This window comes from Pseudoalteromonas sp. PAST1 (genome assembly GCF_021532515.1).
GTDB classification, from domain to species: Bacteria; Pseudomonadota; Gammaproteobacteria; order Enterobacterales; family Alteromonadaceae; genus Pseudoalteromonas; species Pseudoalteromonas simplex.
Window position 1 is genome coordinate 131,370 of record NZ_JAKGBH010000002.1, and the last position, 15,927, is coordinate 147,296.

At 41.5% G+C, this 15,927-nt stretch carries 17 protein-coding genes; 14 read left to right on the forward strand and 3 right to left on the reverse strand.

The window, feature by feature from the left end; translation table 11 throughout:
- The first annotated feature begins 21 nt into the window (after nucleotides 1–21).
- From L1272_RS01495 to tsaD, 3 genes are all read left to right on the forward strand, one after another.
- Nucleotides 22–387, forward strand: a complete 366-nt coding sequence (locus L1272_RS01495) for a putative signal transducing protein (RefSeq protein ID WP_054551074.1) — start codon at nucleotides 22–24, stop codon at nucleotides 385–387.
- On the forward strand, nucleotides 371–961 hold the full coding sequence (locus L1272_RS01500) for a YjaG family protein (protein ID WP_054551075.1): 591 nt from the start codon (nucleotides 371–373) through the stop codon (nucleotides 959–961). Before L1272_RS01495 ends, L1272_RS01500 begins: the two co-directional genes overlap by 17 nt.
- 62 nt (nucleotides 962–1,023) lie before the next feature.
- Nucleotides 1,024–2,037, forward strand: coding sequence for a tRNA (adenosine(37)-N6)-threonylcarbamoyltransferase complex transferase subunit TsaD (gene tsaD, locus L1272_RS01505; protein WP_054551076.1), 1,014 nt, complete (start codon nucleotides 1,024–1,026; stop codon nucleotides 2,035–2,037).
- Between the two features lie 9 nt (nucleotides 2,038–2,046).
- Here tsaD and plsY read toward each other — a convergent pair whose 3' ends face one another.
- Nucleotides 2,047–2,649: a glycerol-3-phosphate 1-O-acyltransferase PlsY gene (gene plsY / locus L1272_RS01510; protein WP_194441815.1), complete on the reverse strand. Its 603-nt coding sequence runs from the start codon at nucleotides 2,647–2,649 to the stop codon at nucleotides 2,047–2,049.
- A gap of 227 nt (nucleotides 2,650–2,876) precedes the next feature.
- On the opposite strand from plsY, the gene folB reads away from it, so the two are divergent.
- The 8 genes from folB (at nucleotide 2,877) to trmB (ending at nucleotide 9,031) form a co-directional block, all read left to right on the forward strand.
- Entirely contained in the window at nucleotides 2,877–3,233 is a 357-nt protein-coding gene (gene folB / locus L1272_RS01515; RefSeq protein ID WP_138599658.1) for a dihydroneopterin aldolase, read from the forward strand.
- Nucleotides 3,234–3,235: 2 nt separating this feature from the next.
- Nucleotides 3,236–3,724, forward strand: a complete 489-nt coding sequence (gene folK, locus L1272_RS01520; RefSeq protein ID WP_194441814.1) for a 2-amino-4-hydroxy-6-hydroxymethyldihydropteridine diphosphokinase — start codon at nucleotides 3,236–3,238, stop codon at nucleotides 3,722–3,724.
- Entirely contained in the window at nucleotides 3,721–4,524 is an 804-nt protein-coding gene (locus tag L1272_RS01525) for an undecaprenyl-diphosphate phosphatase (RefSeq protein WP_194441813.1), read from the forward strand. The genes folK and L1272_RS01525 overlap by 4 nt, the downstream gene beginning before the upstream one ends.
- Before the next feature lie 159 nt (nucleotides 4,525–4,683).
- A complete protein-coding gene (mpl, locus tag L1272_RS01530) occupies nucleotides 4,684–6,027 on the forward strand; it encodes a UDP-N-acetylmuramate:L-alanyl-gamma-D-glutamyl-meso-diaminopimelate ligase (protein ID WP_054551080.1) in 1,344 nt (447 codons plus the stop codon).
- 22 nt (nucleotides 6,028–6,049) lie between these two features.
- Nucleotides 6,050–6,673, forward strand: a complete 624-nt coding sequence (locus L1272_RS01535; RefSeq protein ID WP_054551081.1) for a flavin prenyltransferase UbiX — start codon at nucleotides 6,050–6,052, stop codon at nucleotides 6,671–6,673.
- A complete protein-coding gene (locus tag L1272_RS01540) occupies nucleotides 6,670–7,599 on the forward strand; it encodes an ABC transporter ATP-binding protein (protein WP_166340578.1) in 930 nt (309 codons plus the stop codon). The genes L1272_RS01535 and L1272_RS01540 overlap by 4 nt, the downstream gene beginning before the upstream one ends.
- Complete coding sequence (locus L1272_RS01545) at nucleotides 7,599–8,366, forward strand: ABC transporter permease (RefSeq protein WP_054551083.1); 768 nt, start codon at nucleotides 7,599–7,601, stop codon at nucleotides 8,364–8,366. The genes L1272_RS01540 and L1272_RS01545 overlap by 1 nt, the downstream gene beginning before the upstream one ends.
- A complete protein-coding gene (gene trmB / locus L1272_RS01550; protein WP_194441812.1) occupies nucleotides 8,366–9,031 on the forward strand; it encodes a tRNA (guanine(46)-N(7))-methyltransferase TrmB in 666 nt (221 codons plus the stop codon). The genes L1272_RS01545 and trmB overlap by 1 nt, the downstream gene beginning before the upstream one ends.
- Here the strand turns inward: trmB and L1272_RS01555 are convergent.
- Entirely contained in the window at nucleotides 9,028–10,767 is a 1,740-nt protein-coding gene (locus tag L1272_RS01555; protein ID WP_328249617.1) for an EAL domain-containing protein, read from the reverse strand. The two genes, trmB and L1272_RS01555, sit on opposite strands and share 4 nt — an antisense overlap.
- A 360-nt stretch (nucleotides 10,768–11,127) precedes the next feature.
- On the opposite strand from L1272_RS01555, the gene panP reads away from it, so the two are divergent.
- Nucleotides 11,128–12,756: a pyridoxal-dependent aspartate 1-decarboxylase PanP gene (gene panP, locus L1272_RS01560; RefSeq protein WP_194441811.1), complete on the forward strand. Its 1,629-nt coding sequence runs from the start codon at nucleotides 11,128–11,130 to the stop codon at nucleotides 12,754–12,756.
- Nucleotides 12,757–12,778: 22 nt separating this feature from the next.
- Here panP and argE read toward each other — a convergent pair whose 3' ends face one another.
- The gene (gene argE / locus L1272_RS01565; RefSeq protein WP_138599665.1) at nucleotides 12,779–13,930 is read right to left on the reverse strand and encodes an acetylornithine deacetylase; all 1,152 of its coding nucleotides are present in this window, start codon (nucleotides 13,928–13,930) and stop codon (nucleotides 12,779–12,781) included.
- 221 nt (nucleotides 13,931–14,151) lie between these two features.
- Between argE and argC the strand changes: the two genes are divergently transcribed.
- On the forward strand, nucleotides 14,152–15,162 hold the full coding sequence (argC, locus tag L1272_RS01570) for an N-acetyl-gamma-glutamyl-phosphate reductase (protein ID WP_235372608.1): 1,011 nt from the start codon (nucleotides 14,152–14,154) through the stop codon (nucleotides 15,160–15,162).
- Nucleotides 15,162–15,920, forward strand: coding sequence for an acetylglutamate kinase (argB, locus tag L1272_RS01575; protein WP_235372609.1), 759 nt, complete (start codon nucleotides 15,162–15,164; stop codon nucleotides 15,918–15,920). Before argC ends, argB begins: the two co-directional genes overlap by 1 nt.
- The last annotated feature ends 7 nt before the right edge of the window (nucleotides 15,921–15,927 follow it).

The following is a 15,927-nucleotide window of genomic DNA, read 5'->3' on the forward strand; positions in this document are numbered from 1 at the left end:
GAAAAGTAAAAGGGAAGTGATTTGCAAAACAGTAATTTAAATCAACCTGCGAAGCAGGACCCATTCACTTGGGTAAAAGTGTTTCAGGCTGAAAATGGCTTAGAGGCAAACATTATTAAAGGGCTTTTAAAAAGTAAAGGGATCGAATCGCAACTGCAAGGTGAGCTTTTACAAGGGGCGCTTGGGGAGATCCCATTTGAACAAACAGGGGTCGATATACTTGTTTACGCATTAAAAGAGCGCCAGGCGCAAGAAATATTGCTAAACTACCGGCAATTAAAACAATCGGCTCCTGACTGGGTATGCCCAAAATGTCATGAGCTTAACGGAGCAACATTTGAAATATGTTGGTCTTGTGGGACTGTAAAGAATGACGAAAGCGAATAATTTTCAACGTATTAGAGAATTAAACTATTTGCAAAAAGCGGTATTAGGTGGCGCATTACTTGAGCGTATGCTGCCTAATTACAGCTTATTTAGTGAAGCAACAGGGTTCGGTGATGCCGCGGTTTTTCGTAGCGCATTGAGTGTTTGCTGGGAAAAAATCTTACTGCCAAAAAGTAAAATCAGCCTTGAAAAGCAAATTGAAAAAATTGAACCAAACGTGCCAGAGCTTACTGACTTTGACATGTTTGGCACCTATCCCGCAATCGATACAGCGACAGCTTTGCTTGGCATGCTGCACGGTTTGATAGCCAAAGATGAACAAGAGTTTTTAAATATTAGTAAAATTTCACAGGCTTCAGTGGCTCGTTTCATTGAATATCAACTAACAGTGGATGGTGAAATTGCTGATAACAAAGCTGTTCGTGAACACCCTTTAATGCAGTATGAAATTGATGTGCTTGCAGAGCTTATTGATTTTGTAGAGCAAATGGGCCGAATTACCTCAGAGAACGTAAAAGAGCTTAAGCAACTTGCGGTATCTGACGGTCAAACCAATATTGGTATTGCAATTTAATATTCAGTAATGCGTATTTTCACTGTAAAATACGCATTTGTTTTTTCTTGGCGGAGTAATTGATGCGAATTTTAGGTATTGAATCATCATGTGATGAAACGGGTATTGCCATTTATGATGATGAACAAGGCTTATTAGCACATCAACTGTATAGCCAAGTAAAAGTACATGCTGATTATGGCGGTGTGGTTCCTGAGCTTGCTTCACGCGATCACGTACGTAAAACCTTACCTTTGATTGATGCTGCCTTTGCGCAAGCTGGCTGTGGTCCTGAAGACTTAGATGGCATTGCATACACCGCAGGCCCTGGACTTGTTGGTGCGCTTCTGGTGGGAACCTCAATTGGTCGCTCACTGGCTTATGGTTGGAATATTCCAGCGGTTGCTGTACATCATATGGAAGGTCACCTACTTGCGCCAATGCTTGAAGAGGACAAACCGGAATTTCCGTTTATCGCACTACTGGTGTCTGGCGGCCATACTATGATGGTAAAAGTATCTGGCATTGGTGAATACGAAGTGCTGGGAGAGTCAGTTGATGACGCGGCTGGTGAAGCATTCGATAAAACCGCGAAGTTATTAGGTCTTGATTACCCAGGTGGCCCGCGTTTAGCAAAACTTGCGGAGCAGGGTACGCCTAAGCGTTTTGTATTTCCACGTCCGATGACTGATAAACCAGGCTTAGATTTTAGTTTTAGTGGTTTAAAAACGGCGGCATCGCTTGCTATTCGTGATAGCGATGATGACGAGCAAACCAAAGCTGATATAGCTCATGCATTCCAAACAGCGGTAATTGATACCTTAATCATTAAATGCAAACGTGCATTAAAGCAAACCGGTATCAAACGTTTAGTGATCGCCGGTGGTGTGAGTGCAAACGTGCAATTGCGTGCGCAACTTGAACGAGTAATGCAAGGCATGAAAGGGCGTGTGTATTACCCGCGCACAGAGTTTTGTACAGATAACGGTGCAATGATTGCTTACGCTGGTATGCAGCGCTTAAAGGCAGGGCAGTTTGCTAGCCTTGATATGAAAACTAAGCCGCGCTGGCCTATTGATTCACTCGAAGCGCTTTAATTTACATCACTATTCCTGCTCTGGGGCTTTCTTCTTAGCCCCTACTTTAGGTTCTTCCCCAGCCATCAAGCGAGTAATGTTTGCTCTGTGGCGGAAAATTATCAGTACGGTTAAAAAGGTAACTGGCAGAGTATACAAAGGTTTTATCCACCAAGTATAAATAGGCGCTAATGAAACCGTAACCAGTGCCGCGAGAGATGAGTAACGCGTGATAGCAATAATTAAAAGCCAAGTTGCAATCAACATCCCCCCTAGCGATAAACCAATGGGTAATAACGTGCCAAAAGCGGTCGCGACGGCTTTACCACCTTTAAAGCTAAAAAACAGTGGATACATATGACCCAAACAAGCAGCTACACCAATTAAACCTAACATTAGTGGCTCTATCTTTAAAAAGTAAGCACCCCAAACAGGGATGGTTCCTTTTAAAATATCAAAGACAAGAACTAAAACAGCGGGGACTTTACCACCAAGGCGATAAACATTTGTAGCACCCGGGTTATTCGATCCATGACTGCGTGGGTCTGGTAGTTTAAACAGCCGAGATACAAGGATAGCGGAAGAGACCGAACCTAGTATGTAAGCCAAAACTAACATTAAAACTTCTAACACGCGCTTCCTTATTTTTTAATCTGCACTTTTGGGCTATCATTGGCGGCAAAACCATTTGCCACTCTCGTCGAGTCGGATGTAAGCACCCTATGCAATGCATCTATTCGTTATTGTAGGGGTAATTTTTACATATTAAAACAGTATGACAGCTTATATAGCGCATTATTAAAATTAATAAGCGTTAAGGCTGAGTATTGTTTTTAATATTTATGTCGCTTGGAGTATCAATGGACAAGGTATATATATCACAACTGCACGTAGACACCATCATTGGCGTGTATGATTTTGAAAAAGAAAGTAAACAAAGCCTGTATTTTGATATCGAAATGTTATGTGATATTTCTGCCGCAGCGGCGACAGATGATATAAATTTGGCTCTTGATTATGCCAAAGTGAGTGAGCGAGTGATTGAGCACACAACGGCAAAACCTGTTGAGTTACTAGAAACTTTAGTTGAGCAATTAGCTGCCATTATTTTAGCTGAGTTTGCGACCAGCCAAGTCACTATTCGCGTGAGTAAACCAGCCGCAGTGCCACAAGCGCAAACTGTTGGAGTTGAGATCACCCGGTGTAAGGCAAATTAGAGATGGCGCAAATTTTTATAAGCCTAGGTTCTAATGTCAATAAAGAGCATTATCTTCGACAGGCGCTTATCGCGCTGAAAGCTTACTTTCCTGATTTTATTCATTCATCAGTATACGAAAGTGAAGCGGTGGGGTTTGCAGGTAGTAATTTTTATAATTCAGTTGTTGCAGCAAAAACAGATATGCCATTAGCTGAACTATGTAAATTACTGAAAAAAATTGAACTTGATAATGGCCGCACCCGTGAAGATAAAAAGTTTAGCCCGCGGACATTAGATCTCGATTTATTGTTTTATGATGACATTATCTGTGAAACACCTGCGCAATTACCGCGGGATGAAATAACCAAAAATGCGTTTGTATTACAGCCTCTTGCTGAAATAGCGCCTGATTTTTATCACCCCGTAGCTAAGCTAACTTTGGCTGAGTTATGGAATAATTATAACAACCCCCAACAAAAACTATGGAAGGTGGAGTTTTCTAACCCATGAGTATTATTGAGATAATTGTTTTAGCCCTGATCCAAGGATTGACTGAGTTTTTACCTATTTCGAGCTCAGCGCATTTAATTTTACCCTCACAAGTTTTAGGTTGGCACGATCAAGGCTTAGCATTTGATGTGGCTGTTCACGTTGGAACCTTAGGTGCTGTTGTATTGTACTTTAGAAAAGAAGTGGTCGATATTCTTGGTGCTTGGTTTAAGTCGTTTGGTGCACAAGGTGCAACCGATGATAGTCGTTTAGGCTGGTGGATTATTGTTGCGACTATTCCTGCATTATTAATTGGTTACTTATTCAAAGATTTTGTAGAGAGCTACTCGCGTAATGCATGGGTTATTGCCACCTCAACCATCGTATTTGGTTTGCTACTTTGGTATGCCGATGCTAAAGCAAAGCAAGTTAAAAATATTTACCAAGTAAACTTTTTTAGTGCGCTATTGCTGGGCTTTTCACAAGTGCTTGCTATGGTATTCCCTGGTACATCCCGTTCAGGTATTACTATTACAGTGGGTTTAATGCTGGGCCTAAACAAACAAAGTGCTGCGCGTTTTTCATTTTTAATGTCAATTCCAGTTATTGCTGCAGCAGGTTCATATTATGTATATCAGTTGGCTACTGCAGGTGAGGCGATTGATTGGCATGCAATTTTACTAGGCGCTGGTTTATCATTTGTGTCGGCTTACGCCTGTATTTTCTTTTTCTTAAAAGTGATTGAGCGCATGGGCATGATGCCATTTGTTATCTATCGCTTACTATTAGGTGTTGGTTTGTTTGCATTCTTAATGCTGTAAACAGGCTTTAAACTTAATTCAAAAACACCTCACGTTGAGGTGTTTTTTTATGTTGGCTATTTGGCAAAAGTCTAATGCCGTGTAGTAATGGTAAGTAAAGCTTATATTTGGCATTATAGCGCCTTACTTATCTCTTATTCATTTTGCTCAGGACAGTAGATGCATATTCATATTCTTGGAATTTGTGGCACCTTTATGGGTGGTATTGCCGCAATCGCTAAATCGTTAGGTCACACAGTGACAGGCTCTGATCAAAATGTGTACCCACCGATGAGCACACAATTAGAAGAGCTAGGTATAAAGCTCACTCAAGGATATGACGTTGCCCAACTAGAACCTGCGCCAGATATGGTGGTAATTGGTAATGCTATGAGTAGAGGCAATCCTTGCGTTGAATACGTTCTTGATAAAGGCTTACCTTATACTTCTGGCCCAGAATGGTTAAAGCATAATTTACTGCAAAATTCGTGGGTGTTGGCTGTAGCAGGCACACACGGCAAAACAACCACTGCTAGTATGCTAGCATGGTTACTTGAATACGCTGGAATGACACCGGGCTTTTTGATTGGTGGAATCGTGCAAAACTTTGGTGTCTCTGCTCGTGTTGGCGAAACACCATTTTTTGTTATTGAAGCCGACGAATACGACACGGCGTTTTTCGATAAACGCAGTAAATTTGTACACTACTTACCGCGTACCTTAATTCTGAATAATCTTGAATTTGATCATGCTGATATTTTTGAAGATTTAAACGCGATAAAGAAACAATTTCATCATTTGATGCGTACATTACCCTGTAGTGGCAAAGTAATTTGGCCAAGCCAAGACGAAGCACTACAAGATGTGATTGAACGTGGCCTTTGGAGCGAAAGCGAAACACTGTTAGGTGATTGGGATTACCGCTTACTTAAAGCTGATGGTAGTGAATTTGAAGTGCTACTAGATTCACAAGTACAAGGTGTTGTCAGCTGGCAAGCCATGGGCGAGCACAATGTCAAAAATGCCATAATGGCCATTGCAGCAGCCAGACACGTAGGCATCGCGGTATCAGTCAGTATTGCAGGCTTAGCTGAGTTTATCTCTCCTAAGCGTCGTATGGAGCTGAAAGCCGACATTAACTCAATAAAAGTGTATGACGACTTTGCCCATCATCCAACGGCAATTAAAACGACCTTAGCAGGGCTACGTGCAAAAGTAGGCACTGATAAGATAGTTGCTATTTTAGAGCCTCGTTCAAACACTATGAAAATGGGCGTGCATCAACAAACCTTAATTGATTCACTCGATGCAGCAGATGATGTGTATTTATTTGAGCCAGAAAATTTAAGCTGGTCGCTGAAAGAATATGCAGACAAAGCAGGTATGCATTGCATGAAAAGCACTGAGGAAATCATTACTCAGGTTGTTGGCAACAGTGCGCCGTCACAACATATTTTAATTATGAGTAATGGTGGTTTTGAAGGTATTCATCAGCGTTTAATCACTGCTCTTGAACAAAACTAACCAGTATACGGAGCTTAACTGTATGCAATTTAAAGATAAAATAACGTTAGCTTTTAGTGGTGCCTCTGGGGCTCCTTATGGCTTAAGGTTATTAGAAGTATTACTTGAACAGCAGTTTCAGGTGTATGTATTGATTTCAAGTGCGGCAAGAGTGGTCTTTGATACAGAATCGAATATCAAACTTTCGGGTAATGAAGACAAAGCGACAGAGCAACTGAGTACACTTTTTAATGCCGCTCCTGAGCAACTTAAAGTATTTGGTAAAGACAACTGGTTTAGCCCTGTTGCATCTGGCTCTGCTGCGCCGAAAAAAATGGTGGTATGCCCGTGTAGTGCAGGTTCAGTATCTGCAATTGCGGTCGGGGCATCAGATAACTTACTCGAACGCGCCGCTGACGTGGTCATTAAAGAGCGTGGGCAGCTGATTTTAGTCCCGCGTGAAACGCCATTTAGCGAAATCCACCTTGAAAACATGCTGAAGCTAGCACGACTAGGCGTAACTATTATGCCTGCGGCACCGGGCTTTTATCATCAACCAGAGCAGATTTCCGATTTGGTTGATTTTATGGTGGCGCGAATTTTAGATCATTTAAACATTGAACATACTTTGACGAAACGTTGGGGTTATGGAGAGGGCAAACAGTGAGCGAAAAAACGATCGCATTAAATATTGAAGGCCTAAAAAAGGTTTATAAAAATGGTGTTGAAGCCGTAAAAGGCATTGATTTACAAGTTCAGCAAGGCGACTTCTTTGCCTTACTTGGACCAAACGGGGCAGGTAAATCAACCACTATTGGTGTTATCTCATCGTTAGTGAATAAAAGTGCCGGTCGTGTCCAGGTATTTGGTCACGATATTGATACAGACCTTGAAGCAGCTAAGTCAGAACTTGGCTTAGTGCCGCAAGAATTTAATTTCAGTCAGTTTGAAACACTAAATCAAATTTTGGTGAACCAAGCGGGCTATTACGGTGTACCAAGAAAGCTGGCGCATGAGCGTGCTGAAAAATACTTAAAGCAGCTTGGTTTATTTGAGAAAAAAGATAAACAAGCGCGCACCCTTTCAGGTGGTATGAAGCGTCGTTTAATGATTGCTCGTGCACTGATGCATGAACCTAAATTGCTTATTTTAGATGAACCAACAGCCGGTGTTGATATTGAGCTACGCCGCTCTATGTGGGATTTTCTTCGCGAGATAAATAAGCAAGGTGTGACCATCATCTTGACTACCCATTACCTTGAAGAGGCTGAGCTGTTATGTAAAAACATCGCGATTATCGACAGCGGTGTGATTGTTGAAAACACCACCATTAAAGCGTTACTTGCCAAGCTTGATAAAGAAACCTTTGTACTGGATTTAAAGCAACCTGTGCAGCCAATTAGCATCGACGGTTACAAATACACACTGACTGACGACCACACTTTAGAAGTTGAAGTGGCGAAGTCTCAGGGCTTAAACCAAGTATTTAGTGCCTTGAGCGAGCAAGGTAACACAGTGCTGAGTATGCGAAATAAAGCAAACCGTTTAGAAGAGCTGTTTGTAGGGTTATTAGAACAAGGGCGAGGCGAATAATGTTTAAATATGGAGTAGCGCTAAAAAGTATTTGGATCAAAGAGTGTATTCGCTTTTTACGTATTTGGGTGCAAACCTTAGTTCCGCCGGCAATCACGATGAGCCTGTATTTTGTGATTTTTGGTAATCTGATTGGTTCTCGTATCGGTGATATGGGTGGCTTTACTTATATGGAGTTTATTGTCCCGGGTCTGATTATGATGTCGGTGATCACCAACTCTTACTCGAATGTTGCCTCGAGTTTTTATTCGACTAAATTTCAAAAAAGCATTGAAGAGCTTTTAGTTGCACCAGTGCCAAACTACATCATTGTACTTGGCTACATGGGCGGTGGTATGACACGAGGCATGCTGGTTGGTTTAATTGTTACCTGTGTCTCTTTGCTATTTGTTGATATTCAAATTCATAATATTTTTGTGATTATGGCTACGGTTATTTTAACGTCGGCTGTGTTTGCATTAGGCGGACTTATCAATGCTATTTATGCTAATAGCTTTGATGATATTAGTATTATCCCGACCTTTATTTTAACGCCGCTGACTTATCTAGGTGGGGTGTTTTACTCTATCACCTTGTTGCCAGAATTTTGGCAAGGCGTATCGCAAGTAAACCCAATTATTTATATGGTGAATGCATTTAGATATGGCTTCTTAGGTGTGTCTGATGTCGACTTATCGGTAGCATTTGGTGTACTTGGTTTATTTATTGTGGGGTTATTTACCTTAGCATTAACCCTTATTAAACGTGGTGTGGGGCTTAGACACTAATGACGGATGCAAATTCGAGAAGTATTGTATCGAATCAACCTGGCTTACATGAAAAGCTAGACGAAATTGTTTTAAAGCACTTAAGTGCTGAATTTAAAAAGCCGATTGCAGAGCATACGCAAGCGGCTTTTGATCAGGTAAACGAAAAGGTGCAAGCGTTTGCAGGGCCTATTATTCTTGATTCCTGTTGTGGGGTAGGTGAAAGCACCGCAAACTTAGCAAAGCGCCACCCAGATGCGTTAGTGATTGGCATTGATAAATCATCACATCGTCTAGATAAGCATGATATCGAATACAAGCAAACGGATGCGGGACAGTACATTTTAGTGCAAGCTGATTTAAACGATTTCTGGCGCTTGGCGGTGGCTGCAAACTGGCAGCCAAGCCATCACTATCTGCTGTATCCAAATCCTTGGCCAAAAGCCAAGCACTTGCAAAGACGATGGCATGGCGCTGCTATATTTCCGTTTATCGTTAAATTAGGCGGTCGCTTAGAGCTCAGAAGCAATTGGGATATATACGTAAAAGAGTTTGCTCGCTCATTAGAGCTTGCAGGGCATAAGTGCGATGTTGAGCTGTATGAAAGCGATACTGCAATTACCCCATTCGAACGTAAATATTGGGCCAGTGGTCAACAAAGCCACCGCTTGGTGATCAACCTTTAATGAATATAGGGAGTTGGCGGTGCAAAATGACTCCCTTGCATTAAAGTAACACCTGCACGAGCAAGCGCGTCTGCTATTTGTTCGTTATCAACTTGCTCAGCGATTACATCTAATTTGAGTTGCTGAGCGTATTTCACCAAGTTTTCAATAAACAGATAGTTATCTTTATTAGTATGAATTTGGCTTACCAACCCTTTATCTAATTTCAAGCCATCGATCTCAAGCTTCCTAATGTGAGGCAAGTTTGAAAAGCCTGCGCCAAATTCATTAATAAAAACCTGAGCACCTTTATTCTTTAAAGTGCTAATAAAGGTTTTTATTTCACCAAAGTAAGCAATCGCATCGCGTTCATGGAATTGAAAGATAATATTATGGGGTTGTGGATAACGCCTTAGCTGTAATTCAAAAAACTCGCTCAAGCTTGGGTCAAGGATATCCTGTGCTGTAATGTTGATACTCCAGCGTACATTGGTTTTCCTAAACTGCTCAATACAACGAGTAAATATAGTACGTCTCAAGGGGCCATCCATGCGTGAGCGCTTTAGTACCATCATAAAGTAATCAGGTGCGTGAATACGACCAGTTGAACTTACCATTCTGGCAAGGCATTGATAATGATCTACGGCCTTACTTTGGTTGTTATAAATTGCTTGAAAATAAGGCACTATGCGATTGTTATCGAAGGCTTCTTTGACTTCTTTAGCAAGGAAAACGTTACTTTTAAATTGTTCTTCAACTTGTTTAAAAACATTTTCATAGCGTATTAAACGCTGGTTGTTTAGTTTGGCCTGCTGAAGTGCTATGTGGGCGTTTTCTATCAGTAATAATTTATTACCTGTAGCGACACCTGCGGATAAGCTGACATAAATAAACGGTTCTTTCAGTGCTGGGATCGCATTGTTAAAAGCGTTTATTACTTCGTCGATATTATGCTCATCAGTATGAGTACGTAATAATGCGATTTTATTGGTTGTTAAACGGTAAATACCGCCATCACGAGGTATACGTGATTGAAAGTACCTAAGTATGTTAGCCATTACTTTATCACTCACTTCACTGCCATAAAAACTGCTGATGTCTTCAAGCTCGTTGATGATGATAATCGCCAATTCCATACGGTGTTTGGTCGTTTTCTTTATGTGATATTCAAGGGCAACATGATTAGCAAAGCCAGTGCGTGCGTCTGTTGATAGCGAGCGTTTAAGCTGTAAGAAATATAATCCTGCTATAAGTAATGCAATAAAGAAGAAAAAGCTACTGGTAACCATCGCCCTTGTAACGCTTTGCTGAAGCTGCTGGTTTAAGTCACTTATAGTAATGTCTGCGCCAGTTATATAAGTTTGGCCATTATCATCGACAAAAGTAACAAAGATACTTTTAAAATACCCCCATTGATCCTGCGATATTTCAAAAACGGGTTCGGTCGAATAAAAGGCTTCTTTGTTAAGTTCTGTCGCTTCGGGGTAGGCATCTAAAAACTGTGTGACACGACCAGTGTTTTGATCTTTTTGAGTGTAACTTGAGGCGCTAAAGTAGACTTTGTCATCGCGAAGGACCATTGCATACACATAAGCAAGTTGCATTTGCTTTGCGTACTCTGAAAGGGCAAGACTCTTTTCTTTGTAGGTAGAACTGGAAATAGGTAGACCAGCATTGACTGTATTATGGTAGTCATCACCTAGGATATGCTTGACACTGACCGCGGCATTTAGCAATTTGCTATCGATATTTGCCATGATCTCACTACGTGTGGTTTCATAGGTATAATAGATATAGCCAAATAAACTAATAAAAAAAAACGGCGAAACCATATAGCAGCCAGCTAGTTTTTTGCATTCCTTTGGGCATAAACGTTCCCTTTGCGGTTATCGTTTGATTATACTTAAAAAATACTTCTCTGATAGTATAAATTGACCGCAAATTTCATCAATAAATCATTTTTTTGTCATCGAAATTATGCCTTTTTAGCTTTATGCGAGACATTTTCGTGATATTCCAGTAAAGTTAGCCAATTTCGTAGCAACAGTGCCGCAAAAGTGTTCACCAAGATGTCCCATCATCAGGTGCATTTTTAGCTGCTAATTATGGGTATTAGGATGGATCAAAAGCGTTGTGCCGTCGCCTCTAAAGAAAGCTTGATTCGTATTTTTACGGTGCCAGAAGCACCAGACTCGACATTAAGTAAAATCGAATCTGAAATTTCTAGCAACTTAGCTGGGTTCTTAAATGAGAATATAGCTGCAATTGAAAAGCCTTTGCACGAAATTGAAAAAGACTTTCAAACGGCCACTATCCCAGAAGAGCCAACCTTTGTTTCTGATTATGCTCAAGATATTATGGAGCAGTTGGTTGCTCATTCAGTGCACACTGCTGCACCAAGCTTTATTGGTCACATGACCTCAGCGTTACCGCATTTTGTGTTACCGCTTTCTAAATTAATGGTCGGTCTAAACCAAAACCTAGTAAAAATTGAAACTTCAAAGGCATTTACGCCACTTGAAAGACAAGTTTTGGGCATGATGCATCACCTTGCTTATGGTGAAGACGACAGCTTTTATAGCAAATGGATGCACAGTGCGAAAACGTCATTAGGTGCATTCTGTTCAGGTGGCACTGTCGCTAACATTACTGCGCTATGGATTGCCCGCAACCGTTTATTAAAAGCCGATGGTGACTATAAAGGCATTGCTGCACAGGGATTAATCGCGGGAATGCTGCACTATGGTTACAAAGGCTTAGCTGTGCTTGTTTCTGAGCGAGGCCATTACTCATTAGGTAAAACCGTTGATCTACTAGGTATTGGTCGCGATAACATTGTCGCAATTGCAACCGGCGAAAATAATAAAGTCGATGTCGATGCGATGCGTAAAAAGGCTCATGAGCTTGAAGCGGCTGGCATTAAGGTAATGGCACTTGTGGGTGTTGCTGGTACGACTGAAACGGGCAGCATAGATCCACTAAATGAAATGGCTGATTTGAGCGAAGAACTTGGCTGTCATTTTCATGTCGACGCTGCATGGGGTGGTGCAACCTTACTATCTTCAAATTACCGCCACCTATTGAGCGGTATTGAGCGCGCTGATTCAATAACTATTGATGCACACAAACAAATGTATGTACCAATGGGAGCGGGGTTAGTGTTATTTAAAGACCCTGCAGCGACGGATGCTATTGAGCATCATGCGGAATATATTCTTCGTAAAGGCTCAAAAGATTTAGGCAGTCATACCCTTGAGGGCAGCCGCCCAGGTATGGCAATGTTAGTGCATGCTTGCTTACGTGTTATTGGCCGTAAAGGCTACGAGATGCTAATTGATCGCAGTATCGTGAAAGCGCGCACTTTTGCCGATATGATCAAGCAGGATGAAGATTTTGAATTAATCTCTGAGCCTGAACTTTGCCTATTAACCTATCGTTACGTACCAAAAGAAATCCAAGCGAAACTGAAAGAAGCAGACGAAGAAACTAAATTAGATATTTACGCTTCGTTGAATCGCTTTACTGCAAGCATGCAAAAGCGTCAGCGTGAAGCGGGTCGCTCTTTTGTATCGCGTACACGTTTAACACCTGCAAAATATGACCATCAGCCCACCGTGGTTTTTCGTGTTGTATTAGCCAACCCGTTAACCTCTAAAGCAATTCTAAAAGATATTTTAGCGGAGCAAAAAGAGCTGGCGAAAACCGACCCGGTATTTAAAAAATATTTAAGTAAGTATATGGATTAACAAAGGGAGCGTGATGCTCCCTTTATTCACTAAAGCAGCTTGCTTTAATCATGTCACTGATAATCGCTTGCGAAGGTTTAATTTTTTCCATTGCTAAAAACTCATCTGGCTGGTGGGCTTGGTTAATTGAGCCGGGCCCCATGACGATGGTTTCACAGCCAAGCTGTTGAATGAAAGGAGCTTCTGTACAATAGTTTACAGCGACAGCGGGTTGACCTGAGACTTTTTCGGCCAGCTTTACAAGTGCTGTATCAGTGCTACCACTAAATGCTGGGATAGGTTCATGCATGTCGATAACGCTCACTGCATTTGGGTATTGGGCATTAATCTCTTCTGCGGCTGTTAGCAAAATCGCTTGTAGTTCTTGCACACTTAAACCAGGTAAAGGCCGCATATCAATGTGCATTTCACAACAACCACAAATGCGGTTGGCATTATCGCCACCATGAATATGACCAAGGTTCAAAGTAGGGTACGGAATTTCAAAGTGCTCAACTGAATATTTATTCTTTAATTCTTCTTTGATGATTAACAATTTTGTAATCATTTTATGCATGACTTCGATGGCGTTTAAACCACGTTCAGGATCGGAACTATGGCCTGAGCGACCAATTACTCTAATGGCTGTACTCATATGGCCTTTATGAGTAAATACCGGTGTCATATCAGTTGGCTCACCAATGATGCAGCGCGCTGGTTTTAAGTCTGGGTGGCGGCAAATTTGTTGTGCCCCCGCCATTGTGGTTTCTTCATCGGCTGTGGCTAGGATTAAAAGTGGCTCTGTTTGCTTAGTTTCATCAAGCTCGCTGATAGCCTGTAGTACAAAGGCAAAAAAGCCTTTCATATCAATACTACCTAAGCCATAAAGTTTATTGTCATGCTCGCTGAGTTTAAATGGATCGTAGTTCCAGCGGCTATCATCAAATGGCACAGTATCAGTATGACCTGCAAGCATTAAACCGCCATCTCCTTTACCGCGTTTCGCTAATAAGTTGTAACGACCTTTGCCGTTTTCAAGCTCTGTGATTTCACATGTAAAACCCAGGCTTTCGCACCAGTCTGCGAGCAAGGTAATTACCCCTTTATTGCTCATGCACAAAGAATCTTCAATCGCACTAATTGAAGGGGCAGCAATTAGCTGCTGATACATAGATATAAAAGAGGGTAGCGACATAAAAAAATCCAAAAATAATTATTCAATCTAATTGCATAACAATATAAAAGTATTTATGATGAATATCAATTCACTTTTTGAGCATAAATATTAGTAAAGCTGTACGATGAACACGAAACGACGATAACCTGATTTGATTACTTTAGACAGTGTTTTTATTCGCAATTGAGCGAGTAATTTTAGGCGTATCGATAAACAGATTTAATAGGTAAAAGTAAGCAATGAATGTAGTGATTATTGGCGCAAGTGGTTATAGCGGCGCAGAGCTAGCAAGTTTAGTTGCTAAGCACCCCAAACTGACCCTACAAGCATGTTATGTGTCTGAAGGGAGTTTAGATAAAGGCAAATTATTAAGCGATTTATACCCTGAGCACCTTGGATTGTTAGAGTATCCACTACAACCTCTAACAGCTGAGGCTTTCCAAGATATCGAAAGCAATGCTGACTATGTATGCCTGTGTACTGATCACAAGGTCAGTGTTGATCTTGCTCCGAAATTTTTAGCCATGGGTAAAAAAGTATTCGACCTATCTGGTGGTTTCCGTTTAGCTGGGAATGAGGATTACCTGAATTATTACGGTTTCGCACATGAACACCCTGCGCTTTTAGAGCAAGCAGCGTATGGTTTAGCCGAATGGAATAGCGATGCAATTAGTAAAGCGAACCTTGTAGCTGTCGCGGGTTGTTACCCAACAGCGGCTCTTAATTCTTTAAAACCACTTAAAGAAGCAGGGCTATTAGCTGATCAAGCCATTATTGTTAATGCGGTGTCAGGTGTTACAGGCGCTGGCAGAAAAGCCAGTGTTAACACGCACTTTTGCGAAGTGTCACTTGCTCCTTATGGCTTGTTTAACCACAGACACACACCTGAGATTGAGCAGCACCTTGGTCACCCTGTGCTATTCACCCCACATTTAGGTAATTTCCCTCGCGGAATCTTAGAAACTATTTATGTGCAATTAAAACCAGGCGTAACAGTAGAGCAAGTGAGCGCGGCGTATCAAGTGTTAGCTAACGAGCCGTTAATTCGTTTACTTGGTAATAAAATTCCAAGCATTAAAGGCGTCGCTAAACAACCATTTGTTGATATTGCATGGCAGCAAAAAGGTGAGCAACTCATCGTTATGTCAGCGATTGATAACCTTCTAAAAGGCGCAGCTGGGCAAGCATTACAGTGTATTAATTTAGCCATGGGTGAACCTCACCACACTGGTTTGGTAGGAGCGCTGTAATGAAAACTTGGATCATTAAAGTCGGTGGTGCTGTGTTAAATAGCGCAGATGCCGCAAAAGCGCTTTTTGATGTTTTAGCCTCTGAACAAGATAACTTTGTTATTGTTCATGGTGGTGGTGCCTTGGTTGATGCTTGGCTTAAAGACGCCGGCTTTGTAACTGCAAAACATCAAGGTTTACGTATCAGCCCAAATGAGCAAATGCCATATATTGTTGGTGCTCTTGCCGGTTGTGCCAATAAACAATTGATGAGCCAAGCAATCAGCGCTGGCCACAAACCTGTTGGTTTAAGCCTTTATGAAGCGGGTGTACTGGTATCTGAAAAACTTAAAGTATTGGCGCAAGTAGGTCAGTGCTCAGGGAATTGTGACAGCGTGCTACCTAGCATGCTTGAACAAGGTCGTTTACCTCTAGTGAGCTCAATTGGTTTTGGGGAAGATGGCCAATGGTACAACGTCAATGCAGATGAAGCTGCAGCGGCTATCGCTAAAGAGCTTAATGCAGAACTTATTTTTATGACAGATGTAGAGGCTGTGCTTGATGCCAATAAGCAGCCACTACATCAACTTAATACGCAGCAAATCGAAACACTTATCCTTGAAGGAGTTATTCAGGGCGGGATGGAGGTCAAAGTAAAGACCAGCCTTCTTGCTGCCCAACATTTACGACGTGGTGTGTATATCTCAAGCTGGCTGAAGCCAGAGAACTTAGTCGCTTTATTAAAAGGCGAGCATGTAGGAACGAAAATTACACCATAGGTATTTC